At 61.5% G+C, this 22,922-nt stretch carries 19 protein-coding genes and 1 pseudogene; 6 read left to right on the top strand and 14 right to left on the bottom strand.

Annotated features, from left to right (window positions below; genetic code table 11):
* The 9 genes and pseudogenes from ACQ4WN_RS02335 to hutC all read right to left on the bottom strand — a co-directional run.
* A pseudogene (locus ACQ4WN_RS02335) lies at positions 1–209 on the bottom strand (IS1595 family transposase); the annotation flags it as partial.
* A gap of 147 nt (positions 210–356) precedes the next feature.
* Entirely contained in the window at positions 357–1,337 is a 981-nt protein-coding gene (locus ACQ4WN_RS02330) for a choice-of-anchor A family protein (RefSeq protein ID WP_436550080.1), read from the bottom strand.
* A gap of 198 nt (positions 1,338–1,535) precedes the next feature.
* A complete protein-coding gene (locus ACQ4WN_RS02325; protein ID WP_436550079.1) occupies positions 1,536–3,260 on the bottom strand; it encodes an ArnT family glycosyltransferase in 1,725 nt (574 codons plus the stop codon).
* A gap of 153 nt (positions 3,261–3,413) precedes the next feature.
* Positions 3,414–3,683 carry a type B 50S ribosomal protein L31 gene (locus ACQ4WN_RS02320; RefSeq protein WP_010401544.1) on the bottom strand — a complete coding sequence of 90 codons (270 nt, stop codon included), beginning with the start codon at positions 3,681–3,683 and terminating at the stop codon, positions 3,414–3,416.
* A gap of 214 nt (positions 3,684–3,897) precedes the next feature.
* Entirely contained in the window at positions 3,898–5,160 is a 1,263-nt protein-coding gene (gene rho / locus ACQ4WN_RS02315; RefSeq protein ID WP_034746249.1) for a transcription termination factor Rho, read from the bottom strand.
* Positions 5,161–5,316: 156 nt separating this feature from the next.
* The gene (gene trxA / locus ACQ4WN_RS02310) at positions 5,317–5,643 is read right to left on the bottom strand and encodes a thioredoxin TrxA (RefSeq protein ID WP_436550078.1); all 327 of its coding nucleotides are present in this window, start codon (positions 5,641–5,643) and stop codon (positions 5,317–5,319) included.
* A gap of 303 nt (positions 5,644–5,946) precedes the next feature.
* Positions 5,947–6,405, bottom strand: coding sequence for a response regulator (locus tag ACQ4WN_RS02305; RefSeq protein WP_436550077.1), 459 nt, complete (start codon positions 6,403–6,405; stop codon positions 5,947–5,949).
* 71 nt (positions 6,406–6,476) lie between these two features.
* On the bottom strand, positions 6,477–9,800 hold the full coding sequence (locus ACQ4WN_RS02300; protein ID WP_436550076.1) for a PAS domain S-box protein: 3,324 nt from the start codon (positions 9,798–9,800) through the stop codon (positions 6,477–6,479).
* A 374-nt stretch (positions 9,801–10,174) separates the two neighbouring features.
* Positions 10,175–10,894 carry a histidine utilization transcriptional repressor HutC gene (gene hutC, locus ACQ4WN_RS02295; protein WP_436550075.1) on the bottom strand — a complete coding sequence of 240 codons (720 nt, stop codon included), beginning with the start codon at positions 10,892–10,894 and terminating at the stop codon, positions 10,175–10,177.
* 183 nt (positions 10,895–11,077) lie between these two features.
* On the opposite strand from hutC, the gene ada reads away from it, so the two are divergent.
* The 3 genes from ada to ACQ4WN_RS02280 all read left to right on the top strand — a co-directional run bounded on the left by ada (position 11,078) and on the right by ACQ4WN_RS02280 (position 14,570).
* Positions 11,078–12,133: a bifunctional DNA-binding transcriptional regulator/O6-methylguanine-DNA methyltransferase Ada gene (gene ada / locus ACQ4WN_RS02290; protein WP_436550074.1), complete on the top strand. Its 1,056-nt coding sequence runs from the start codon at positions 11,078–11,080 to the stop codon at positions 12,131–12,133.
* Positions 12,130–12,819, top strand: coding sequence for a 2OG-Fe(II) oxygenase (locus tag ACQ4WN_RS02285; RefSeq protein ID WP_436550073.1), 690 nt, complete (start codon positions 12,130–12,132; stop codon positions 12,817–12,819). The genes ada and ACQ4WN_RS02285 overlap by 4 nt, the downstream gene beginning before the upstream one ends.
* A gap of 74 nt (positions 12,820–12,893) precedes the next feature.
* Entirely contained in the window at positions 12,894–14,570 is a 1,677-nt protein-coding gene (locus tag ACQ4WN_RS02280; RefSeq protein ID WP_436550072.1) for a mechanosensitive ion channel family protein, read from the top strand.
* A gap of 42 nt (positions 14,571–14,612) precedes the next feature.
* Here ACQ4WN_RS02280 and ACQ4WN_RS02275 read toward each other — a convergent pair whose 3' ends face one another.
* The 5 genes from ACQ4WN_RS02275 to ACQ4WN_RS02255 are packed head-to-tail and all read right to left on the bottom strand — an operon-like array spanning position 14,613 to position 17,683.
* Positions 14,613–15,116 carry a hypothetical protein gene (locus ACQ4WN_RS02275; RefSeq protein WP_436550071.1) on the bottom strand — a complete coding sequence of 168 codons (504 nt, stop codon included), beginning with the start codon at positions 15,114–15,116 and terminating at the stop codon, positions 14,613–14,615.
* 13 nt (positions 15,117–15,129) lie between these two features.
* Positions 15,130–15,639 carry a hypothetical protein gene (locus ACQ4WN_RS02270; RefSeq protein WP_436550070.1) on the bottom strand — a complete coding sequence of 170 codons (510 nt, stop codon included), beginning with the start codon at positions 15,637–15,639 and terminating at the stop codon, positions 15,130–15,132.
* A 7-nt stretch (positions 15,640–15,646) separates the two neighbouring features.
* The gene (locus tag ACQ4WN_RS02265; RefSeq protein ID WP_436550069.1) at positions 15,647–16,114 is read right to left on the bottom strand and encodes a hypothetical protein; all 468 of its coding nucleotides are present in this window, start codon (positions 16,112–16,114) and stop codon (positions 15,647–15,649) included.
* 35 nt (positions 16,115–16,149) lie between these two features.
* Positions 16,150–16,638: a hypothetical protein gene (locus tag ACQ4WN_RS02260; RefSeq protein ID WP_436550068.1), complete on the bottom strand. Its 489-nt coding sequence runs from the start codon at positions 16,636–16,638 to the stop codon at positions 16,150–16,152.
* Complete coding sequence (locus tag ACQ4WN_RS02255) at positions 16,613–17,683, bottom strand: hypothetical protein (protein ID WP_436550067.1); 1,071 nt, start codon at positions 17,681–17,683, stop codon at positions 16,613–16,615. The genes ACQ4WN_RS02260 and ACQ4WN_RS02255 overlap by 26 nt, the downstream gene beginning before the upstream one ends.
* A 144-nt stretch (positions 17,684–17,827) precedes the next feature.
* Here ACQ4WN_RS02255 and ACQ4WN_RS02250 point away from each other — a divergent pair, with 144 nt between their 5' ends.
* From ACQ4WN_RS02250 to hutH, 3 genes are all read left to right on the top strand, one after another.
* A complete protein-coding gene (locus tag ACQ4WN_RS02250; protein ID WP_436550066.1) occupies positions 17,828–19,501 on the top strand; it encodes an amidohydrolase in 1,674 nt (557 codons plus the stop codon).
* Between the two features lie 118 nt (positions 19,502–19,619).
* The gene (gene hutU / locus ACQ4WN_RS02245; RefSeq protein WP_436550065.1) at positions 19,620–21,323 is read left to right on the top strand and encodes a urocanate hydratase; all 1,704 of its coding nucleotides are present in this window, start codon (positions 19,620–19,622) and stop codon (positions 21,321–21,323) included.
* Positions 21,324–21,342: 19 nt separating this feature from the next.
* Complete coding sequence (gene hutH, locus ACQ4WN_RS02240) at positions 21,343–22,911, top strand: histidine ammonia-lyase (protein ID WP_436550064.1); 1,569 nt, start codon at positions 21,343–21,345, stop codon at positions 22,909–22,911.
* Positions 22,912–22,922 lie beyond the last annotated feature (11 nt).

The following is a 22,922-nucleotide window of genomic DNA, read 5'->3' as shown; positions in this document are numbered from 1 at the left end:
CGCTGCAGTCCGTGCGCGTGGCCATGCCGGTGAGCATGGCTGCTGTTGCAGGCAGGACAGTGCAAGCGCTGCCGGGCCACGCTTTCGACGAGTGCCACGGCGGCGTCCTGCGGCGCTACCCCGCGCAGCAGGGCGATGCTCGCCAGGCGTTGACGCTGGCTCAGTGCGGTGAACTGGGCGATGAAGGTTTTCCACTGGGCTTGCTGCATGGAAGACTCCCGTTTGTCTACTATGTACCGTCAGACAGCAGGGCCCCAGGAAAATTCTCGGAATTCCCCTACTTATCGGGGACAGAGCCTAAAAAAACACCGGGACGCTCGCGCGGCCCGGTGTTTTGCATGGATTCAGCGTGAAGCTCAGGCCACCGCGGCTTGCGGTGCGCACGCTGGCGTGCGGCGGCGCATGAACGCCAGCAAGCCCAGGCCTGCCAGCAGCATGGCGTAGGTGCCTGGTTCCGGCACGGCCGAGACGTTCACCGTGTTGAAGCCGGCGCCGTTCATCGAGACGTAACCAGAATTGATCGAGCTGACCGAATTGGCGATCAGGGTGCCGTTCAGGCTGCCCGAACCGGAAAACGCGCTGTTCGGCGCCAGGATGCTGCCGTTCACGCCTGCATTGGTCAGGCTAGTGGTGGTGGCATTGGCGAAGTTGAACAGCGTGCGGTCGGCGAAGCTGCCGAAATTGTCGAAGCCGCCACTCATGGTGATGTCGGCGGCCGTGCCGTTGATGATGATGCTGGCCGTGCTTTTCAGCGACGATACGTCCAGGGTCAGGTTGTGCAAGTTGTTGGCAGCGATGGTGAAGACGTTCACGTCGGCGTTGACGTCGCCCACCAGCTTGAAGCCGCCCGATTGCGAAATCACGGTGCCGTTCGATTGCAGCTTTGCCACGTCACCCGACAGGGTCGTCAGCTGTTGCTGGGCCGCTGCAAAGTCCAGGGTGGAGGCATTGCCCTTGCTGATGTTGTCGCTTGGGAACCATTTTGGCGCTGTGAGCGTGGCGTTGGGGTTGCTGACGCCATACACGGAGGAACCACCGATGGTGCCCCAGCCCGTGTTCAGGTCGCCGCCAGCAACGATCGCATTGGTCGCGCTGCCTGGCTTTTTATTCGTGCCAACGTTGTAGTTGTCCAGGTAGATATTGCCGCCAGCGGCAATGCTGCCACCGACGCTGGTGAAGCCGCTGGCACCGCTGCTGCCGATGTTGCCGAAGATGAAGGCCGAGTAGCCGTTGGCGACGCCGAGGTCAATCACGGTCGCTTGGGCCGAGGCACTGAAGGAGAAGGCGAACAGGGCGGCGCTGATGAGCGGCAAGGTGCGTGAGGCAAATATTTTCATGGGCAATCTCATAGTAAGTCGGGGGCGAATAGGGCGGAAAAGCAAGACACCGCCGTCGCGCGAGCCGGCATTATAATATAAAAAACAATTCTAGTTCAATTTGGCCAATTAACTATATTTTAAGGCAACATTTTTTCCGTTTGCAAAGCTTGCTTTACGAGCAAGAAAAAAACCGGGACATGCCCGGTTTTTCGTGGATTACCTGACGCGCTGGTACAGGCGGAAACGTTCCACGTCATCGGTGGGGCGGCGCCCTTCCCACAGCTTGATCCAGTCCGCGCCGTGGTGCTCCGGTAGCTGCTCCTTGCTGTCGGGAACCTTGATGCTGTCTTGCAATAAGAACACATCGCATTGCTGCTGTTCTACACTGGCAAACGGCAGGTGGCCGTAGTAGGCGAACGAGGCGCGCTGGGCGGCGCCGACGTTGCTGTTGATGCACTTGCTGCCAGGCGGCAGGTGAACGGAAATCTGGTGCGCCACGCTGGCGTAGCTCTTGCTGTAGTTCAGCGGCGGCAGGAACAGGGTCATGATCAGCACCCAGATCAGGATCAGGCCGCCGGACGACAGCACCACGGCGCGCCACAGCACGGCAGGCTGACGCGAGATGCGCCAGTGCACGAGGGCGATCCAGCCGGCCGTGACGCCAGCGGCCACGAAGAAGGCCACCAGTTCCAGCTCGGGCTTGAATCCAGGCACGAGTTTCAATGCATTGTGGGCCAGGCGCGGCGGCCAGCCCGTCAGGATGGCGAACCAGAACAGCCACAGTACGAGGGCGCAGACGGTTAGCACCATTACGGAGAACCAGTCGATGGCGTTGATGGCACCCCGTTTCATGGTCAGCAGGCCGAACGCGGCCATCACGGCCAGCGGTGGCAGCAGGGGCAGCAACTGACTCGGTTCGGGATCGGGGTGGCACAGGCCCAAAATGGCCAGCATCGCGACAAAGGTCAGCGGCACGACGATGTGCAGAACGTGATGCTGGCGGCGCCAGGCATACACGGCCCAGGCGGCGAACGGCCACGCGGGCCAGAAGAACCAGATGCCGACGCGGAAGAAATATTGCAGGCTTTTCAGGCTCGGGGCGCTGAACTGGCGGAAATTCCATTCCATCCATGCCTGCAGCGGCGAATGGCCGTATGGCTGCAGCCATTCGCCAGGCAGCAACCAGACCAGGGTCAGCGCGGCGCCGAGCAAGATGGCCAGCGCCAGGTGGCGCATGCTGCGCAGCAGCGGCAGGCGCAGGAAGATGGTGCACAGCAGCAAGGCGATGCTCAGCGCCGCCGGCGTGATCCAGCCGCGCGTGAGGGTCAAGCCGCCCAGCGCCAGGCCCAGCAGGGCGGCATTGCGCACGGACGGGCCTTCTACATAGCGCACGGCGCGGTACAGCAGGTAGGCCATCAGCGACACATACAGCGCTTCGGCCGTGATGTCGTGGCTGTGCTGCAGCAAGCCCAGGCAGCCCAGGTAGATGAGTACGGCAGCATCGGCCAGGGTGCGGCCGAAATCGTCGGGTTCGGGCTGTCCGCCGAAGGCCAGGCGCAGCGGCTGGGCATCGTTGCGGCGCCCCAGGTTGAACGCGGTGTACCAGACGGAAAGGGTGCTGACGGCGAAGATGCCGATGGTCGACATGCGTGCGCCGAAGACGTCGCCGTCGATCCAGCCGAACAGTTTGATGGAAATGGCGCCCAGCCAGAAGGCCAGCGGGCCTTCCTCTGGCCAGGACAAGCCGGCCACGTTGGGCCACAGCCAGTCGTTCAGACTGCCATGCGCCATGGTCCACATGAGACCGAAACTGGCGGCGTCATCGTTCTTCCACGGTTCGCGGCCGATCAGGCCAGGCAGGATGTACAGCAGGCCAAGTGCAAACAAGGCCCATCGTGGCAGCGCGAGTGTGGCAGCGGCGGGAAGGCGGACTGGCTTCATCGATAGTCGGTATCAGAAAAAATGGCAAGACGCGACGAATGGCGTCGGGTATGCGCGAGTATAAAGTAAAGCGGCCAAAGACAAAAAAGGCAGCCGTAGCTGCCTTTTCTTTGGTAGCCGAAGCTGCCTTTTTTTGCCGCAGAGCGGCAAAAATCAGCCTGCTGCGACTGCGGTTTTCGAACCAACGGTACCGAACTTCTGACGGAACTTCTCGACGCGACCAGCGGTATCGACGATTTTGTGCTTGCCCGTGAAGAATGGGTGCGATTCAGCCGAAACCTCGATCTTCACCAGTGGGTATTCTTTACCGTCGTGGGTGATTTTTTCGCGGGTTTGGATGGTCGAGCGGGTAACGAATTTGAAATCGCACGACAGATCGTGGAAAACAACTTCGCGGTATTCTGGATGGGTATCGACTTTCATGGTCTTCTCTCTAGTTTGGTAGCCAAACAGCACTTCGTCGGTCGTCCAGCTTCTTGACCCGATTGCCGATCACTTGCCAGGGTTTAAAATAATGCAACCGTCGATTATATAGCGCTTTCGCGCCGGCGGCAATAAAAAAGCCGCTCAATGAGCGGCTTTCGCGGGATGATCAACGGAGGGCTGGGGTCAGACCCGACGGGTCTGACCCCTAAAATCAGCCGCCGCGTCTCATCATATCGAAAAACTCTGCGTTGTTCTTCGTGGCTTTCATCTTGTCCAGAATGAACTCCATCGCCTCGATCTCGTCCATCGAGTACAGCAACTTGCGCAGGATCCAGATTTTTTGCAGCTCGTTCGGCTTGATCAGCAGTTCTTCGCGGCGGGTACCCGATTTGTTCAGGTTAATTGCCGGATAGACGCGTTTCTCGGCCAGACGGCGTTCCAGATGCACTTCCATGTTGCCGGTACCCTTGAATTCTTCAAAGATCACGTCATCCATGCGCGAACCCGTTTCGATCAGCGCCGTGGCGATGATGGTCAGCGAGCCGCCTTCTTCGATATTGCGCGCGGCGCCGAAGAAGCGTTTTGGACGTTGCAGCGCGTTCGCGTCGACACCACCGGTCAATACCTTGCCCGAGGCAGGGATGACGGTGTTGTAGGCGCGCGCCAGGCGGGTGATCGAGTCGAGCAGGATCACCACGTCTTTTTTCATTTCGACCAGGCGCTTGGCTTTTTCCAGCACCATCTCGGCCACTTGCACGTGGCGCGTGGCCGGCTCGTCGAAGGTCGAGGCGACGACTTCGCCGCGTACCGAACGTTGCATTTCGGTAACTTCTTCCGGACGTTCGTCGATCAGCAGCACGATCAGTGTGATGTCCGGATGATTTGCCGTGATCGCATGCGCGATGTGCTGCAGGATCACGGATTTGCCGGATTTCGGCGATGCCACCAGCAAGCCGCGCTGGCCTTTGCCGATCGGGGCGATCAGGTCGATGATGCGGCCGGTGATGTTTTCCTGGCCATTCATTTCACGTTCCAGGCGCAGCGGCTCGTTCGGGTGCAGCGGCGTCAGGTTTTCAAACAGGATGCGGTGTTTCGACATCTCCGGCGATTCGCCGTTGACCTTGTCGACTTTGACCAATGCGAAATAGCGTTCGCCATCTTTCGGGGTCCGTACCTCGCCCTCGATCGAATCGCCGGTGTGCAGATTGAAGCGGCGGATTTGCGAAGGGGAGATGTAAATGTCGTCGGTGGACGCCATGTAGCTGGCGTCAGGCGAGCGCAGGAAGCCGAAGCCGTCTGGCAGCACTTCCAGGGCGCCGTCGCCAAAAATCTGTTCGCCGGACTTGGCGCGTTTTTTCAGGATAGCGAACATCAGCTCCTGTTTGCGCAAGCGGGCTGCGTTGTCAATGTCAAGACCGATCGCCATCTCAAGCAGGGCGGATACGTGTAGGGCCTTTAGTTCGGATAAATGCATATGTGTTGAGTGTCCCGAGACGGGATGTAAAGGTAGGGGAGGGGACTGCGTGGCGTTGATTAATTATTGGGGAAAGCTGTGCACGAATGATGGCAAAGCTGCTTCCCGGTCGTTCCAGTCAGGCGGCGCTGCGGGCGCAGCGCTGCCTATCATACATTAAATGTTGCTGTCGACGAAAGCAGTCAACTGGCCTTTGGCCATGGCGCCCACTTTTTGAGCAGCTGCAACACCATCCTTGAACAGGATCAGGGTCGGGATGCCGCGGATGCCGAACTTGGCAGGCACTGCCTGGTTGGCGTCCACGTCCATCTTGGCGATCACGATGCGGCCGTCGTATTCCTTGGCCACTTCTTCCAGGATCGGGGCGATAGCCTTGCAGGGACCGCACCATTCTGCCCAGAAGTCGACCAGCACTGGCAACTCGGATTTCAGGACGTCTGCTTCAAAAGATGCATCGCTAATGTGTTTGATATTTTCGCTCATATTTTCCTCAAATGAGGGTGGGATCAATAATGCCTGGGATTAACCATACGCTGGTTCGCCATCCATGCTTCCTGGAATGCAGCTAGCAGATGGGGGCAATGGGCACAAATTCAATATTCTTGGAAGGTGCGACCAGAGGTATGCAGGCGGGGATGGCTGAAATAATAACCCATTTTTTCAAAGCGTGGCGATTATTGCAGAAAAACTTGAGGCATATCGCCGCCGCGCGTGCCGGCAGGGCGGCAAAGCCGCATGCCTGCTGGCCTGCAGCGCCGTGTCCTGCCTCCCGGCCATCCCCTGCGCTCAAGCCTGTACGCTGGCTTGGCGGGCCGTGTGCTGCAGTTGCAAGTTCACCATGAGCTGCAATTCCGCGCTTTCCATCGGCTTGCGGAAGGTGCCTAATATATGCAGGCCATTGGCCACGGCCAGGCGTTCGGCTGCCAGGCGCACGGCCGAATGCAGGCCGGACAGCAACACTACGCCCCCGCGGAAGCCATTGTCAGCCGCCATGCGCAGGAATTCGATGCCGTCGATGTCGGGCATGGACAGGTCGCAGATCAGCAGATCGGGCTGGTGCTGCTTCAGGGTCGCCAGCGCCTGTTCGCTGTGCGACTCGCAGCGGATGTCGAACGGGCCCATTTGCTCGAGCATGTCGCTGAGCACGTCGAGCATGAAGACGTCGTCGTCCAGCAGCAGCACGCGCAACGGCGCCAGGCCTGCTTCGTTGTGTTCCGGGCTTGCTTGGTTTGATACAGTAGTCATCGTTCTGTCTTTCTGTTGATATGCTGCATGGTTGTCGATGCCGATACCTTGCCGTAACGTACTGGCGGTAGCTAATCGTCATTGGCAAAGCTGGTGTTATTCATGATTTGTTCGGTAATCTGTTCCAGCAGGGGCCACAGGCGCGCCACGATGCGCTGTGCCCGCTCCGCCTCGTCGGCCGGTTCGCCCGGCGTCAGGGTTTCCAGGTTGTGGCACAGCTCGGCCAGCCCCAGGGCCCCCACGGTGCGCGCGGACGACTTGATGCGGTGCCCCAGTTCGCGCACCTGGTGCACATCGCCGCGCGCCAGGGCCGCATCGATGTCGCCAAAGCCATCCTGCGTGGTCTGCAGGAACTTGAAGGCAAATTTGCGCACCTTTTCCGGGTTGTATCCCAGTAACTTGGCCAGGATGGACAGGTCGATCACCTGCGGGTCGCCCGCCAGCGTGGTCTTGAAGGCGGGGGCGGCGCGGCCGCGCGTCGGTGGCGGCGGTGTCTCGCGCGCCGGCAGCCAACTGGCGATGGTCTGGTACATCATGGCCGGCTGGATGGGCTTGGAAATGAAATCGTCCATGCCCGCCTCCAGGCAGCGCACGCGGTCTTCGCTGGTGGCCGTGGCCGTCATGGCCAGGACGCGCAGATGCGCCAGTTGCGGGTCGGCGCGGATGTGGCGCGTCGCTTGCAAGCCATCCATCAGCGGCATCTGCACGTCCATCAGCACGCAGTCGAACTGCGTCTGGCGCAGCAGGTCGAGCGCCTCTTCGCCATTGTTGGCCAGGCAGACGGAGGCGCCCGCTTCTTCCAGCAATTCCAGCGCCACTTGCTGGTTGAAGGTATTGTCTTCCACCAACAGGATGCGTGCATGCTTGAGCGTGCGCATCACCAGGGCCGCGTCGGCGGTGGCGCGCATGGCTGCTGCCGTCTGCACCATGCTGTCGAGCATGGCCGGCGCCGGCTGGTCGGAAATGCCCAGGTTGGCCGTGAACCAGAATGTGCTGCCGGCGCCGGGACGGCTGTCGACGCCCACGTCGCCGCCCATCAGCTGTGCCAGCTGCTTGCAGATGGCCAGGCCCAGGCCCGTGCCGCCATATTCGCGCGTGGTGGAAGTGTCGGCTTGCTGGAAGGACTGGAACAGTTTACTCATTTCATCCTGCGACAGGCCGATACCGTGGTCGCACACTTCAAAGCGCACCAGGCAGTGCTTGGCATCCGCCACCACCTTGCGCACTTTCACGGTAATGCTGCCCTGTTCGCTGAACTTGATGGCGTTATTGGCGTAGTTGATCAGCACTTGCCCCAGGCGCAGCGGATCGCCCACCAGCACGGCTGGCAATTGCGGGTCGATCTCGAACAGCAGTTCCAGGTTCTTGCCGGCGGCGCGCGGCGCCACCACCGTCATCAGGGTTTGCACCACGTGGTCGAAACTGAAGTTGACGCGCTCGATTTCCAGCTTGCCTGCCTCGATTTTCGAGATGTCGAGGATATCGTCGATGATGCCCAGCAAGTGTTCTCCGGCGAAGCGGATTTTTTCCAGGTAGTCGCGCTGGCGCGGTTCCAGGTCCGTTTTCAGCGCCAGGTACGCCATGCCGATCACGCCATTCATCGGCGTGCGGATTTCATGGCTCATATTGGCCAGGAATTGGCCCTTCGCCAGGCTGGCTTCTTCGGCCACTTGCTTGGCCTGGTCCAGTTGCTCCGTGCGCTGCGCCACGCGCTCTTCCAGATGTTCATTGAGTTCGCGCAAGGCGCTCTCGCTGCGCTTGTGATACGTGATGTCCGTCAGGCTGGCCACCACCATGCCCACCTTGCCGTATTCATCGCGGATGGCCTCGGTATTTACGGACAGCCACGACAGGCTGCCGTCGGGCTGCTGCACGCCCATCAGCACGTCGCGCATGGCGACACCCGTCGACAGGGTGATGTGCACGGGATGGCTGCGCTGGTCGAAGGCAGAACCGTCTTCGCGGATGGCTTGCCACAAACTGTTGCCGGCCGGACTGGCCGCCAGCATGCGCTCGGCGGCCGCGTTGCTTTCCAGGATATGCCCATGGCTGTCCTGCACCACCAGGCCGTTGGTGACGGCGCCGAAGACGGAGGCCATGCGCTGGCTGGAATTCGACAGCGCGATCGACGCCTGGCGCCGTTCCGTGATGTCGGTAATCATCGCCAGCGTGCCACCCGGCTCGCCGTTGTCCGATTGAATACTGGTGCTCGACAGCAAGCCCCACAGGCTGGACAAGTCCTTGCGGAAGAAACGGAAGTCAACCTGGTCCGGCTGGCTGGCGATGCTGCCGTGGCTGGCCAGGCGGCGCTGCATCAGCAACTGGCTGTCGCGGTCCATGAAGTCGAGCATGGGACGGTTCAGCATTTCCTGCACCGTGTAGCCCAGCATGTGCGCCATCTTCGGGTTGACGAACGTGGTTTTGCCGTCCGCATCCGTCATCCAGATGCCTTCGGCGGCCGTCTGCACGATCAGGCGGTAGCGCTCCGAACTGGCGTGCAAGGCTTCCTCGGCGCGCTGGCGCTGCGTCATGTCGCGCAGCGAGACGATGGAAAACACTTGCCCGGCCATGCGCAGCGGCGACAGGCTGACCTTGGCGGGGAAGTGCGTACCGTCGCGGCGGCGCGCCATCATCACCCGGCCCGGCAGGCTGTGCCGCGCCTGCGGGTCGCTCACGCAGTGGCTGGCCGTGCTTTCCGGCACCAGTTGCTCCAGCGACATACCCGTCAATTCGGCCAGCGGATAGCCGAAGCAGCGCGCGCCGATCTGATTCGCGTAGTGCACCTTGCCCTCGACATCGGCCACCAGCATGGCTTCGGGCGCCGCCTCCAGCATCGAACGCATGCGCGATTGCTCGTCTTGCTTGCGTTCGCTGATATCGCAGACGATGCCGCTGGCCTGCGTGGCGGTGCCATTCGAGGCGCGTGCCAGCACGGCGCCGCGCGCCAGCAGCCAGCGCCAGTGGCCGTCGCTGTGGCGCAAACGGAATTCGCAATTGAAGGTGCCGTTCGCCTGGCCATCCAGATGTTGTTGAAAGGTAAGGCTCAGGCGCGCGCGGTCGTCCCGGTGCACTTCGGCCAGCCAGTCGGCCAGTGTATGGTCGAGCCTGGCATTCTTGTCGCCCAGCACATCCTGGTACAGGGGCGCGAACTGCAAGCGGTCGGACTGGCGCCGCCAGGTCCAGCCAGTCAGGGCCGCGCCGCGCAAGGCTTGCCCTGCATCCTGTTCGGCCAGGGCATGCGCGGGCAGTAGCAGACGGCGCAACTGTTGCCGCAGCCGCCAGGCTTGCCAGCAAGCCAGTCCCGCCAGGACGGTGGCGCTGGCGGCAGCGTACGGCCACAGCAGTGTCGGCGCCATGCCGTGTGCCGCCGCCTGCACCGGCAGGGAGAGTGCCATGCCTGCCGCCAGCATCGTACGAGCGAGCCGGCGCAGCGCAGGGCGCCGTCGGCGTGGTGCGCTGAAACTCGTGTGGCTGCAATACGACAAATGCATCCCTTTCTGGGGCGTGATTGGACTGGGCTGGCAGTGCATGAGAGGCGTTCAAATAAACGCCTCTGGCGCTTTCTGGCGGCAACTATAGCATCGAATATTTAGTCGGAGTATTTAAGTTCTGAAACAGCCAAAACGCGATTTTTTTTGCCCCGGAATGGCTGTTTTTTTCGCGATTTGGTGAGAATCTGAGAGAAATTTAGCGCAAAATCGTGCTACTGAAGCACCCGCTCGGAAGACGCCTGATAAAACCGACGCGTAGTAGGTTTTATCAGGTGTTCTCAGGTAAAGCTGCCGGCGAACTGATAGCGGTGACCGGGATGCCACATGGTGGCGATCGAGGCGATCTTGCCGCCCGAGCGCGTCTGGCGGCGCAGCACCAGACACGCCTGTTTCGTGTCGATGGCCAGCATTTCGGCGATGTCGCGCGGTGCCGACAGCGCTTCAATGCTGTAGGTGGCGCCTTGCAAGGGCGCGGCGGCCATCAGGTATTCATTCGGCGTGATGCTGGAAAAATCCTGCGTCATGTAGTCGGGCGCGCAATCGGGATTGACCCAGCGGTCTTCCACCTGGATCGGCACGCCGTTTTCAAAATGCACGATCAGCGAATGAAACAGCGGATACTCCGGCGGCAAGCCGAATTGCTTGGCCAGCAAATCGGACGCCTTGGTGCGTTCGAGTAATTGCAAGCTGCTGCGGTGGATATGCCCGCGCGCGCGCACTTCATCGGCGATACTCTTGATTTCCAACAAGGTCGCCTGGTATTTTTGCTGCGCCACATAGGTGCCGGAACCCTGGCGCCGCGTCAGCACCTGCTCGCTGGTCAGTTCGCGCACGGCGCGGTTGACCGTCATGCGCGAGACGCCGAATTGTTTTACCAATGCTTGCTCGGAGGGAATCACGTCGCCTTCCTTCCAGCGTCCGGCAGCGATGCCAGCCAGCAGAAAATCCTTGATGCGCTGAAAAATGGGCGTATTTTCCTGGGTAGTATGATCGTCCAATGCGGTTTCTCCGGGGGCACGGGCAGGGCGCGCCGCCGGCTGGAGGCGCGATGGCCGATTTTAGCACCGAGCACGATGCCTGCAGCCAGGCTTTTTGTTGAATTCAAAAGCAAGCGCCGGAGTGTGGCGCGCATTGGCGCTGGCTATGCTGGCTGCTTACTATTGATCTGCACGGAGTTCGCCATGGAACACGCTTACCTGACTGACGATGAACGCTGGGATGCCTTGCAGCGGCGCGCGCCCGACGCCGACGGCGTCTTTTATTACTCGGTGCGCACGACGGGCGTGTATTGCCGCCCTTCCTGCGCCGCGCGTCCCGCCTTGCGCCGCAACGTGGCCTTCCACGCCAGTTGCGAGCAGGCGGAGGCGGCCGGATTTCGTCCCTGCCTGCGCTGCGAGCCCAACTTGCCGCCGCTGGCCCAGCGCCAGGCGGCCATCGTGGCCGACATCTGCCGTTTGATCGATGCCAGCGACGAGATGCCAGAGCTGGACAGTCTTGCCAGGGCCGCCGGCATGAGCCGCTTTCACTTTCACCGCGTCTTCAAGGCGCATACGGGCATCACGCCGAAAGCCTATGCGGCGGCGCGGCGCGGCGAGCGCCTGAAGGCCGGTTTGCAGGGCGCGGCAAATGTCACCGAGACCCTGTACGCGGCCGGTTTCAATTCCAGTGGCCGCCTGTATGCCGCCACGCCTGGCTTGCTGGGCATGACGCCGGGCGCGTTTCGCGCTGGCGGCAGCGGCGCCGTGATCCGCTTCGCTATCGGCGCCTGTTCGCTGGGCGCCATCCTGGTGGCCAGCACGGACAAGGGCATTTGCGCCATTTTGATCGATGACGACCCGGAAGTGCTGCTGCGCGACTTGCAGGACCGTTTTCCGCAAGCCGAACTGCGCGGCGCGGAAGCCGAATACGAACAGACGGTGGCGCAAGTCGTCGGCCTGGTCGAGGCACCCGCTATCGGCCTGGACTTGCCGCTCGACGTGCGCGGTACCGTGTTCCAGCAGCGCGTGTGGCAAGCCTTGCGCGAGATCCCCGCCGGCAGCACCGTCAGTTATGCCGAACTGGCGCGGCGCATCGGTGCGCCGAAAGGCGCGCGCGCCGTGGCGGGTGCCTGCGCGGCGAACGCGCTGGCCGTCGCCATCCCCTGCCACCGCGTGGTGCGCAACGATGGCGCACTGTCCGGCTACCGCTGGGGCGTGGAACGCAAGCAGGCGTTGCTCGAGCGCGAGGGCGAACGGTGAGGGCGCTGGACTGGCGGCAGATCGAGGATGAGCTGAATGCGCATGGCTGTGCCGTCGTGCCGGGCTTGCTGAGTGCGGATGCCTGCGCGGCGTTGGCGGCGCAGTATGACGACGCCTCGCGCTTTCGCAGCAGGGTGGTGATGCAGCGCCACGGCTTTGGCCAGGGCGAGTACCAGTATTGGGCGTATCCGCTGCCGGATGTGGTGGCCACCTTGCGCGACCAGTTGTACGGGCCGCTGGCGGCGATTGCCAACCGCTGGCACGCCAGCATGGGCTTCGATAGCCGCTTTCCTGTGGCGCACGGGGACTTCCTGGCACGCTGCCATGCGGCGGGGCAGACGCGGCCCACGCCCCTGCTGCTGCGCTACCGCGAGGGCGATTACAACTGCCTGCATCAGGACCTGTATGGCGAGCACGTGTTTCCGTTGCAACTGGCCGTGCTGCTGTCGCGCCCGCAAGACGATTTCACGGGCGGCGAGTTCGTGCTGACGGAACAGCGCCCGCGCATGCAGTCGCGCCTGGAGGTCGTGCCGTTGGCGCAGGGCGACGCTGTCATCTTTCCCGTCGCGCAGCGCCCCGTGAATGGCATGCGCGGCAGTTACCGCGTCAACATGCGCCACGGCGTGTCGCGCCTGCGTTCGGGCTTGCGCCACACCCTTGGCATCATTTTTCACGATGCGAGCTGAACGGTAGCTGCGGCGCTTGAATTTCCAGGATTACATGGCATGATGACTCTACTTGTCACTCTTTCATTTCTGCCATGTCCGTGTTGCTCCGCCTGCTGTGCCTGTTGACCATTTTCCTGTTGCCCGCAGCCCATGCGGACGATGGCGTGTCCGCGCTCGTTGCGGAAGCCGCATCCGTCGTGACGCCGTCACAGGCTGCGGCGGCCAGGACGGCGCCGCTGATGTTTGCCAACCGCAAGGTGTTTGTTTTTCGGGCATCGCTGGCCGGCTATCCGCCCGATGACCGCGCCATCGGTGCGCAGCGGCGCCTGGAAAGCGTGCTGGCGAAAAACGGTCCCCTGCAGGCAAGCACGCGCATGATTCCCGAGGGCACGCAAGTGTTGCTTGATGGCGTGCAGCTGTTCGTCGTCGTGCCCGGCGACGTCAACCAGCTCGCCGGCGATACGACGGAAAGCATGGCGAAAACGGCGGCCGGGGAATTGCGCAAGGCCATGTTTGACTATCGCGAGCAGAGCAGCTGGCGCTACCTGGCGATCGCCGCCGCCGTGTGCGCTGCCGCCACCCTCGTGTTCTGGCTGGTATGGCTGGGCCTGACACGCTTTTACCATTGGGCCAAGCGCCGCAGCGGCATCCTGCTGGCCTCGCGCCTGCGCGACGTGCGCCTGAAGAATGTGCGCGTGCTCGATGCCGAGCATTACATCGCCTTCGCCTATCAACTGCTGAGCGCAGTGCTGTGGGGCTTGCGCCTGATGGCCACCTATCTGTGGGCCGCCTTCGTGCTGAGCCGCTTGCCCTACACGCGTTCCTGGGGCGAAAGCCTGAACGGCTATTTGTTTGACGTGGCGGCCGACGTCTTCCACGCCATCATCGGTGCCTTGCCGGGGCTGGTGCTGGTGTGCGTGATCTTCGCCATCGCGCGCCTGATCGCCGCCACCGCCGCCTCGCTGTTCAAGCGCGTGGAAAGCGGCGAACTGCAAATCGGCTGGCTCGACAAGGACACGGCCCTGCCGACGCGCCGCATCGCCAGCGTGGTGATCTGGCTGTTCGCGCTGGCCATGGCTTATCCGTATCTGCCCGGCTCGCACACGGCCGCCTTCCAGGGCCTGTCCGTGCTGGTGGGCTTGATGGTGTCGATCGGCGCGTCGAGCATCGTGGGCCAGGGCGCCAGCGGCCTGATCCTGATGTACACGCGGGCCCTGCGCAAGGGCGAATATGTGCGCGTGGGCGATAGCGAAGGCACGGTGGTCGACGTGGGCATGTTCGAGACGCGCTTGCGCACGGGCCTGGGGGAAGAGGTGGCCCTGCCGAACGCCTGGGTGATGTCGCAAACGACGAAGAATTACTCGCGCGCCCAGCCCGGCGGCGGCTTCGTGCTCGATTCCACCGTCACCATCGGCTACGCCACGCCATGGCGGCAAGTACACGCCATGCTGGAACTGGCCGCGTCGCGCACGCCGGAACTGTCGACCATGCCGAAACCGTACGTGATGCAGCTGGCCCTGCAAGATTACTACGTGCAATACCGCCTCGTCGCCTACGCCAGCGCCGAAGTCCCCCGCCAGCGCGCCGAAGTGCTGAACCGCTTGCACCAGAACATCATCGACGTCTTCAACGAATTCGACGTGCAGATCACTTCGCCGCATTACATTGATGACCCGAAAGAGTCGCAGGTGGTGCCGCCCGGTGAATGGTTCAGGGCGCCGGCGCAGCGGGGGGAGGAATCGATTGAGGCGGTTCCGCCCAAGCCTTGAACGCGAGGCGTGGTCTGTACGTGACGGATGCAATGGCACGCGCTATCTTGGTTTTTCCTCGGGCGCGCAAGTGTTTTTGCTATTTTTCAGTTGAATCACCTGGAAGCCTCCGGAGGCTGCCGTGAGCAGACAGAAGTCTGCGGAGTAGCGCGAAGTGGGATCGGACGCGGATGGTGGCCGTCCGAGGAAGGATACTCCATACACTTTTCCCTCCACCAGCGGCGCGGCATCGCTGCTCTCGGCCCCCTCGGGCGCCTTGCCGTAGCGCACGCATCCCTTGTTTGGCAGGCGATAGTTGGGATCGCCAAACGAGGCATTGGGAAACATGACCGTCCATACGTCTTTCCAGCCATTCGGTCCAGGTGTGCTGATCGTCAGCATCTTCAGGCTGACTGGCCCCCTTGAGCGTTCCTCTTCGCTGGCAATCTTGAAGCAGGGAAGGCCAGCCTCAGTCATGACGGCGGCTGTGCCCATGCGCGACCATGCAGAGGCATTGACGTTCGTCAAGGCGGCAAGCAGGAATAACAGTGTGTGACGATATGGCATGGCTATCCTTGCACTATCTGATGAGCGAATGCTCCGGGCAACTATCCTGTTTCCACGCTGGCGTGTCGCTGCCAATGGCGATGATTTTTCGTTCACCAGTGGCCGTGGCTACTATGCAAAATTTTCCCATGTAGCCATAGGTGGGGTCGGAAGGATCATTTGGTCTTCCATTGAGGAAAATGCTGTAGACCCGTCCTGTTTGCAGTTCAGGGGCAGGCATGCCGTTCGCTCCTTGGGTAAGGTCACCATACCGAAGGCAGCTTTTTGACGAAAGCGGTACTTTTTTTCCACCAGTCATATAAAAATTCCACATACCAACGACGGGCTTTTCTGATAGGTCTGAAATACTGAGTGCTCCTAGGAGTGGCTGGCCGTTGCGACTTTCTTCCTTCTGCGAGATGGTGAAGCAGGGCGTGCCATTCACTGAACTGATTTCAGCATCGGCGATGCGCGATGTTGCACAGGCATGCAGGCCGAGGGACATGAGCAGTATGAACAGGGCATTCTGCTGCAAGGAGATCATGTTTTTCCTATTTCTGAACGGGACAGATTTCATCTATCCAGGCTTGGCTATCGCTGTCGATACGAAGAATCTTGCGCTCCCCGGAGATGTCGGTGATTAAGCAAAATTTTCCCACGTAACCGCGAGTAGGGTCCGATGGATCGGCTGGCCCACCGTTCAGGAAGACGTCATACATGCGCCCCGTTTTCAGCGGCGGGGCTTTGGGTGGTTTGACCTCTGCTGTTGCTGGTGCAACTCCATACAGAAGACAGGACTTGGCATGAACAGGAATAGTCGCTGCGCCCGGTAAAAGAAAAGACCATACTTTGACTGCAGGCTTGACGGATACATCTGTCAGTACGACCGCACTAATCCGAGGAAGCCCGTTGCGTGCTTCTTCTTTTTGCGAAATGGTGAAACAGGGAAAGCCATTTTTTAGCTGTACTTCCGCATATGCCATGCGGGAGGTGGCCGAAGCACTCATGCTGATCAGCATGATGAGTATCAATAGCGTCTTATGGTAGATGGACATTATTGGCCCTTTTGTGGTTGGATGTTTACTGGACAAACTTCATCGATCCAGGTCTGCATGTCGCTGTTGATGGGGATGACTTGCTGGCCGCCATCCGCCGTAGCTCTCACGCAGAATTTTCCTTGGTAACCATAGGTTGGATCGGACGGATCTTTAGGGCGGCCATTCAGAAATACGCTATAGAAATGTCCTGGAACAAGACTTTTTGGTTTGATTCCTGTAGCAGTAGGGGGCAAATCTCCATAACGAATGCACGAATCTGCATGGATTGGAATAGGCCAATCTGGAGGTGCAGAGAAAGACCATACCTTCTTGACGGGTTGAACGGATAGATCGGAAACGATCAATGCCCCGAGCATTGGTGTGCCATTGCGTGCCTCTTCCTTTTTTGTAATGGAAAAGCACGGCATTTCGTTTGAAATAGTGACGACGGCATATGCCATACGTGAAAAGGCGGATCCGTCAGGGGATATCGAATAAAGGCTCATGGTCGATATTGTTACCAGGAAGATTTTTTGGACTTTTTCGATTTTTAAAGAAATCACCGAGTACCTCTTCAAAAGTTTTTTGAGAGTTCTTATATTTCTGTTGGACCATTGCTTCAGTAGAATCTAAAAATTTCAGCACAAAGTAGTCTGCAATTAAATTTCCTTGAGCTTCCATATTGTGATCGGCCAGTTTTTGATTTGCTAGCAAAACGTATGTATAGTCCAGGCCGAGACGAATGGCACCACGTATCTTTACTGGATAGTTGAGTTGATACTGCCAAATATGAACCATTTCGTGGATGAACCAATGCTTCCGATGATCATCCTCCTTTGAGAAATCCTCCCGATACTCCGACTCATGAAAATACATCTCCCCATCCGGCGTCATGGCCACGTTCTTTGGCTGCCAGTTAAACCATAGATACGGCTCGCCATGTACCTTGACCTTGCCGTAGTCGATCGCATCCTGGAACAGCATCCACGCCATGTCGATTTCGCCCCTGGTCAGCGGGCGAACCTTGTCTTTCACTTTGACCTGTTTGACGGACGAACCGACATCCTTGTCGGTCGTCTTGATGCCATCGAGCTGGACGACCTTGATGGCTGGCGCAGCATGTTTTGGCGCGGCGGCGCAGCATGGTGATTTATCCGCGTGCGGCAGGAATTCGGCCTGGGTGATTTGCGCTTCCCGCTTGCTGGCGACGCGTCCCGTGCGTCCCTTCGCATCCGTCGTCCCCGTCCACGTTTCTCCATTGCTCAAGGTGAGCCGGTAGTCGGCGTGCGCCAGCGGCACCTTGTTTTGCGAGACGAATTCCAGTTGCTCGTCGTAGCCGCAGCACCAGCATTCGTCGGGCTGGCCGGCCAAGCGGTGCAGTTCACAGCCGCTCTTCGCGTCGCGCAGGGCGGCGCCCAGCACGGGCTGGCCATCGGCGCTGAAGGTGACGATCATGCTGTCGAAGCGCGCGCCCAGACTTTTCTTCTGGTGGGCCACGAGCTTGAAGAAGACGTCGCAAGCGGAGGTGCTGATGACATGGTGCCTGGCCATAGGGGCTCCGCCTTAAAACCTCAGCCTAAGCCAGTGGCGGCGGGAAGGGTTTGACTGGGCGCAAGGCGTGCGCGCTTTGACCATTTTGCCAATTTCTATACACTCGTCTTTTCGTTCATTGACTTAACAGACCTGGAGATGGAAATGCCGACCCCGCCATTGCGCCGCACCCTGCTTGTTCTCGCCTGCCTGGGCACTCTGGGCCACGCCCACGCCGATACCGTCATCGACAATGCCAACGGCTACACGCTCGACGCAAACGGCAAGGTGGTGCGCTTTACTGCGCTGGCGTTTGACGACTCTGGCAAGCTGCTCGCCGTCGGCAGTGCCGCGCAGGTGAAACGCAAGGCGGCCAAGGGCGCCAAACATGTCGACGTGCAAGGAAAAACCGTGCTGCCGGGCCTGATCGACGCGCATGGCCACGTGTTCGGCCTGGGGACGATCGCCAGCGGCGTGATGCTGTACGGTTCATCCTCGCTGCCGGCCGCCGTGCAGGCCGTGGGCGACTTCGCGCGTGCGCATCCGGAACGCAGCTGGATCGTCGGCAATGGCTGGAACCAGGAAATCTGGAAGCTGGGGCGCTTTCCCACTGCCGCAGAACTCGATGCGGTCGAAAGCGCGCGGCCCGTGTGGCTGCGCCGCGTCGATGGCCACGCGGGCTGGGCCAACAGCCGCGCGCTGGCGCTGGCCGGCATCACGCGCACCACGCCTGATCCGGCCGGCGGCAAGATCGAACGCGACGCGGACGGCAATGCCACCGGCGTGCTAGTCGATAACGCCATGGACTTGATAGATGTCGTGCTGCCCAAGCCGGGCGACGTGGAAAATCGCGCCGCCCTCGATGGCGCGCTGGCGCAGCTGTCGCAAGTGGGGCTGACCAGCGTGCACGATGCGGGCATCGGCCAGATGCAGGACCGGCTGTTCCGCGATTACGCGGACCACGGCAAGCTGACGGTGCGCGTCTACGGCATGATTGCCGACACGACGGAAGATTTCGACGCGCTGTCAAAAAATGGTCCCATGAATAGCTACGCGCGCGACATGTACGCCTTGCGCGCTGTCAAACTGCTGTCCGACGGCGCCCTGGGCAGCCGCGGCGCGGCCCTGCTGGCGCCCTACAGCGACGATCCGTCTACCCGCGGCCTGCTGTTCTACGCGGACGCCGCCATGCGCGCGAAGATGGAAAAAGCCATGCGCGCAGGCTACCAGGTGAACGTGCACGCCATCGGCGACGCGGGCAACCATCAAATCCTCGACGGCTATGAAGCCTTGATCGCGCAGTACCGCAGCGCGGGCCTGCGCCACCGCATGGAGCATGCGCAGGTGGTGCAATTGAGCGACATCCCCCGTTTCAAGACTCTTGGCATCGTGCCGTCGATGCAGCCCACGCATGCCACGTCCGACCAGAACATGGCGGAGCAGCGCGTGGGGCACGAGCGCATCAAAGGCGCGTATGCGTGGCGCACCTTCCTCAAGCAGGGTTCGCGCATCGCCTGCGGTTCCGATTTTCCCATCGAGTCGCCGAATCCGTTCGAGGGCATCCACGCGGCCGTCACGCGGCAAAACAGCGAAGGATTCCCGGCTGGAGGCTGGTATCCGCAGCAAGCGATGACGGTGACGCAAGCGCTGCGCTGCTTCACGCTCGACGCGGCCTGGGCGGCGCACCAGGAAAAGGTCATCGGCACCCTGGAAGCGGGCAAATGGGCGGACTTCATCGTCGTCGACCAGGACCTGTTCAAGGTGGCGCCGACCGCCATCGGCAAGACGCAGGTGCTGCAGACGTGGGTAGCGGGCCAGCGCGTGTTCGAGAAAAAATAGACGGTTTACGCTTGCAAAAATCTGTTGACTTGGTTGTATAGACAACCTATGCTGGGAGTACAAGAGCGGGTCAGGTAGTGGGCCAAGTACGCCCGCTCGCACCCTACGAGGAGACAGCATGAATAGCACAATGGACACCGATCCACGCTTTGATGCCAGCCGCACCATCCGCGCCCCGCGCGGCACGGTCATGGCTTGCAAGAGTTGGCAGGCCGAGGCGGCCTACCGCATGTTGCAAAACAACCTGGACCCGGAAGTGGCGGAAAATCCGCAGCACCTGGTGGTCTACGGCGGCATCGGCCGTGCCGCCCGTAACTGGGCCTGTTTCGACCAGATACTCGCCTCGCTGCGCGAGCTGGAAGACGACCAGACCTTGCTGATCCAGTCCGGCAAGCCGGTGGGCGTGTTCCAGACTCACGCGGATGCGCCGCGCGTGCTGATCGCGAATTCCAACCTGGTGCCGAAATGGGCGAACTGGGAACACTTCAACGAACTCGATCGGCAAGGCCTGTTCATGTACGGCCAGATGACGGCCGGTAGCTGGATTTATATTGGCACGCAGGGCATCGTGCAGGGCACGTATGAAACCTTCGCCGAGGCGGGGCGTCAGCATTTCGGCGGCGACTGGGGCGGGCGCTGGATCCTGACGGCGGGCCTGGGCGGCATGGGCGGCGCGCAGCCGCTGGCAGCCACCATGGCGGGCGCCGTATCGCTCAATATCGAATGCCAGCAAAGCAGCATCGACTTCCGTTTGCGCACGCGCTACCTGGACAAGCAGGCGGCCAGCCTGGACGAAGCCCTGGAACTGGTGAAATACCATACCGAACGCAAGGAAGCCATTTCCATCGGCCTCCTGGGCAACGCGGCCGAAGTGCTGCCGGAACTGGTGCGTCGCGCGAAAGCGGGCGGCATGCTGCCGGATCTGGTGACGGACCAGACCTCCGCGCATGACCTCGTCAACGGCTATCTGCCGCGTGGCTGGAGCGTGTCGGACTGGAAGGCGGCGCAGCAAGATCCGCAGCGCCATGAGCGCCTGACGGTGGCGGCCGCCGATTCCTGCGCCGCCCACGTGCAAGCCATGCTCGATTTCCACGCCATGGGCGTGCACACCGTCGATTACGGCAACAACATCCGCCAGGTGGCGTTCGACCAGGGCGTGAACAACGCCTTCGACTTTCCCGGCTTCGTGCCAGCCTACATCCGTCCGCAGTTCTGCGAAGGACGGGGGCCGTTCCGCTGGGTGGCCTTGTCGGGCGACCCGGAAGATATCTATAAGACGGATGCGAAGATCAAGCAGCTGTTCCCGCACCACAAGCAGGTACACCACTGGCTGGACATGGCGCGCGAGCGCATCGCCTTCCAGGGCCTGCCGGCGCGCATCTGCTGGCTGGGACTGGGCGAGCGCCATATCGCCGGCCTGGCCTTCAACGAGATGGTGCGCACGGGCGAGCTGAAGGCGCCCATCGTCATCGGCCGTGACCACCTCGATACGGGTTCCGTCGCCAGCCCGAACCGCGAGACGGAAAGCATGAAGGATGGCACGGACGCCGTTTCCGACTGGCCGCTGCTGAACGCCATGCTGAACACGGCCGGCGGCGCCACCTGGGTTTCGCTGCACCATGGCGGCGGCGTGGGAATGGGGTATTCTCAGCATGCGGGCATGGTCATCGTGGCCGACGGCACGGCAAGCGCGGCGAAACGCCTGGCGCGCGTGCTGGTCAACGACAGCGGTTCGGGCGTGATGCGCCATGCCGATGCCGGCTATGAAACAGCGGCTGCCTGCGCCAAGCGCAACGGCCTGATTCTTCCAATGCTTCCTTGAGATATTGATTCGAATGACTATGACACAGCATGCCAAAAGTTGGACGTTAAAACCCGGCGCGATGACCCTGGGCGACCTGCGCGCCGTCTGGGCCGCGCCCGTGAAACTGATTCTCGCCGCCGAGGCGTATCCCGTCATCGAAGCGTCGGCCGCCGCCGTGCAAGCCATCGTTGCCAAGGGCGATGCGGCGTACGGCATCAACACGGGCTTCGGCCTGCTCGCCAAGACGCGCATCCCCGATGAAAAGCTCGAGCAATTGCAGCGCAACCTGATTCTGTCGCATTCCGTCGGCACGGGCGAACTGCTGTCGGATGCCGTCGTGCGCCTGATCATGCTGATGAAAATCGGCAGCCTGGCGCGCGGCTATTCCGGCGTGCGCCCGCTGATCGTCGATACCCTGATTGCCCTGTACAACGCGGGCATCATGCCGGCCATTCCCGCCAAGGGTTCCGTGGGCGCTTCGGGCGACCTGGCGCCGTTGTCGCACATGACCCTGGCCATGCTAGGCGTGGGCGACGTGCGCGTCAACGGCGAATTGATGCCGGCCCCCGAGGCGCTGGCGCAGGCGGGCATCTCGCCCGTCGTGCTGGCGGCAAAAGAGGGCCTGGCGCTGATCAACGGCACGCAAGTGTCGAACGCACTGACGCTGCATGGCTTGTTCATGGCCGAGCGTCTGCTGGAAGCGGCCATGGTCACGGGCGCGCTGTCGCTCGACGCGGCCAAGGGCAGCGATGCGCCGTTCGATGCGCGCGTGCATGCCGTGCGCGGACAGCCGGGACAGATCCTGGCCGCGCAGATGTACCGCCAACTGGTGGCGCACAGCGCAATCCGCGCTTCGCACCGGGAAGGCGACGAGCGCGTGCAAGACCCTTACAGCCTGCGCTGCCAGCCGCAAGTCATGGGCGCCTGCCTCGATTTGATCGGCAATGTGGGCCGCACCCTGCTGATCGAAGCCAATGCCGTCACGGACAATCCGCTGATCTTCCAGGATGGCCAGGATGGAAAATACGGCCAGGCGGAAATCGTCTCGGGTGGCAATTTCCACGCCGAACCCGTGGCCTTTGCCGCCGACACCCTGGCGCTGGCGATTGCCGAAATCGGCGCGCTGGCCGAGCGCCGCATCGCGCTGCTGATCGACGCCACGCTGTCTGGCTTGCCGCCCTTCCTCGTGCGCGACCCGGGCGTCAATTCCGGCTTCATGATCGCCCACGTGACGGCTGCCGCGCTGGCGTCGGAAAACAAGTCGCTCGCGCATCCGGCCAGCGTCGACAGCCTGCCGACGTCCGCCAACCAGGAAGACCATGTGAGCATGGCCACGTTTGCCGGGCGCCGCCTGGATGACATGGCGCACAACACGGCCGTCATCGTCGGCATCGAGCTGCTGGCCGCCGCGCAGGGCATCGATTTCCACCGCCCCCTGAAAACCTCACCGCACCTCGAACATGTACACCACCAGCTGCGCCAGAAGGTGCCGTTCTTCGACGCCGACCGCTTCTTCGCGCCGGACATCGAGGCGGCCAAGCAAATGGTCTTGCGCGGCGAGTTGAGCAGCACTTGCAAGAATTTGTTCGCCCCGCTGTACGCTTGAGCGAAAGCAAG

The organism is Janthinobacterium pasteuri (assembly GCF_051380775.1).
GTDB lineage: Bacteria > Pseudomonadota > Gammaproteobacteria > Burkholderiales > Burkholderiaceae_D > Janthinobacterium.
Note: the sequence above shows the minus strand (reverse complement) of the source record. Positions and strands in the feature narration are given on the sequence as shown.

Bases quoted from the DNA above. Each gene is read 5' to 3' on its own strand.
- ACQ4WN_RS02330 (WP_436550080.1), bottom strand. From the start codon at position 1,337: ATGAAAATATTTGCCTCACGCACCTTGCCGCTCATCAGCGCCGCCCTG.
- ACQ4WN_RS02325 (WP_436550079.1), bottom strand. From the start codon at position 3,260: ATGAAGCCAGTCCGCCTTCCCGCCGCTGCCACACTCGCGCTGCCACGA.
- ACQ4WN_RS02320 (WP_010401544.1), bottom strand. From the start codon at position 3,683: ATGAAAGTCGATACCCATCCAGAATACCGCGAAGTTGTTTTCCACGAT.
- rho (WP_034746249.1), bottom strand. From the start codon at position 5,160: ATGCATTTATCCGAACTAAAGGCCCTACACGTATCCGCCCTGCTTGAG.
- trxA (WP_436550078.1), bottom strand. From the start codon at position 5,643: ATGAGCGAAAATATCAAACACATTAGCGATGCATCTTTTGAAGCAGAC.
- ACQ4WN_RS02305 (WP_436550077.1), bottom strand. From the start codon at position 6,405: ATGACTACTGTATCAAACCAAGCAAGCCCGGAACACAACGAAGCAGGC.
- ACQ4WN_RS02300 (WP_436550076.1), bottom strand. From the start codon at position 9,800: ATGGCACTCTCCCTGCCGGTGCAGGCGGCGGCACACGGCATGGCGCCG.
- ada (WP_436550074.1), top strand. From the start codon at position 11,078: ATGGAACACGCTTACCTGACTGACGATGAACGCTGGGATGCCTTGCAG.
- ACQ4WN_RS02280 (WP_436550072.1), top strand. From the start codon at position 12,894: ATGTCCGTGTTGCTCCGCCTGCTGTGCCTGTTGACCATTTTCCTGTTG.
- ACQ4WN_RS02275 (WP_436550071.1), bottom strand. From the start codon at position 15,116: ATGCCATATCGTCACACACTGTTATTCCTGCTTGCCGCCTTGACGAAC.
- ACQ4WN_RS02270 (WP_436550070.1), bottom strand. From the start codon at position 15,639: ATGATCTCCTTGCAGCAGAATGCCCTGTTCATACTGCTCATGTCCCTC.
- ACQ4WN_RS02265 (WP_436550069.1), bottom strand. From the start codon at position 16,114: ATGCTGATCAGCATGAGTGCTTCGGCCACCTCCCGCATGGCATATGCG.
- ACQ4WN_RS02260 (WP_436550068.1), bottom strand. From the start codon at position 16,638: ATGAGCCTTTATTCGATATCCCCTGACGGATCCGCCTTTTCACGTATG.
- ACQ4WN_RS02255 (WP_436550067.1), bottom strand. From the start codon at position 17,683: ATGGCCAGGCACCATGTCATCAGCACCTCCGCTTGCGACGTCTTCTTC.
- ACQ4WN_RS02250 (WP_436550066.1), top strand. From the start codon at position 17,828: ATGCCGACCCCGCCATTGCGCCGCACCCTGCTTGTTCTCGCCTGCCTG.
- hutU (WP_436550065.1), top strand. From the start codon at position 19,620: ATGAATAGCACAATGGACACCGATCCACGCTTTGATGCCAGCCGCACC.
- hutH (WP_436550064.1), top strand. From the start codon at position 21,343: ATGACACAGCATGCCAAAAGTTGGACGTTAAAACCCGGCGCGATGACC.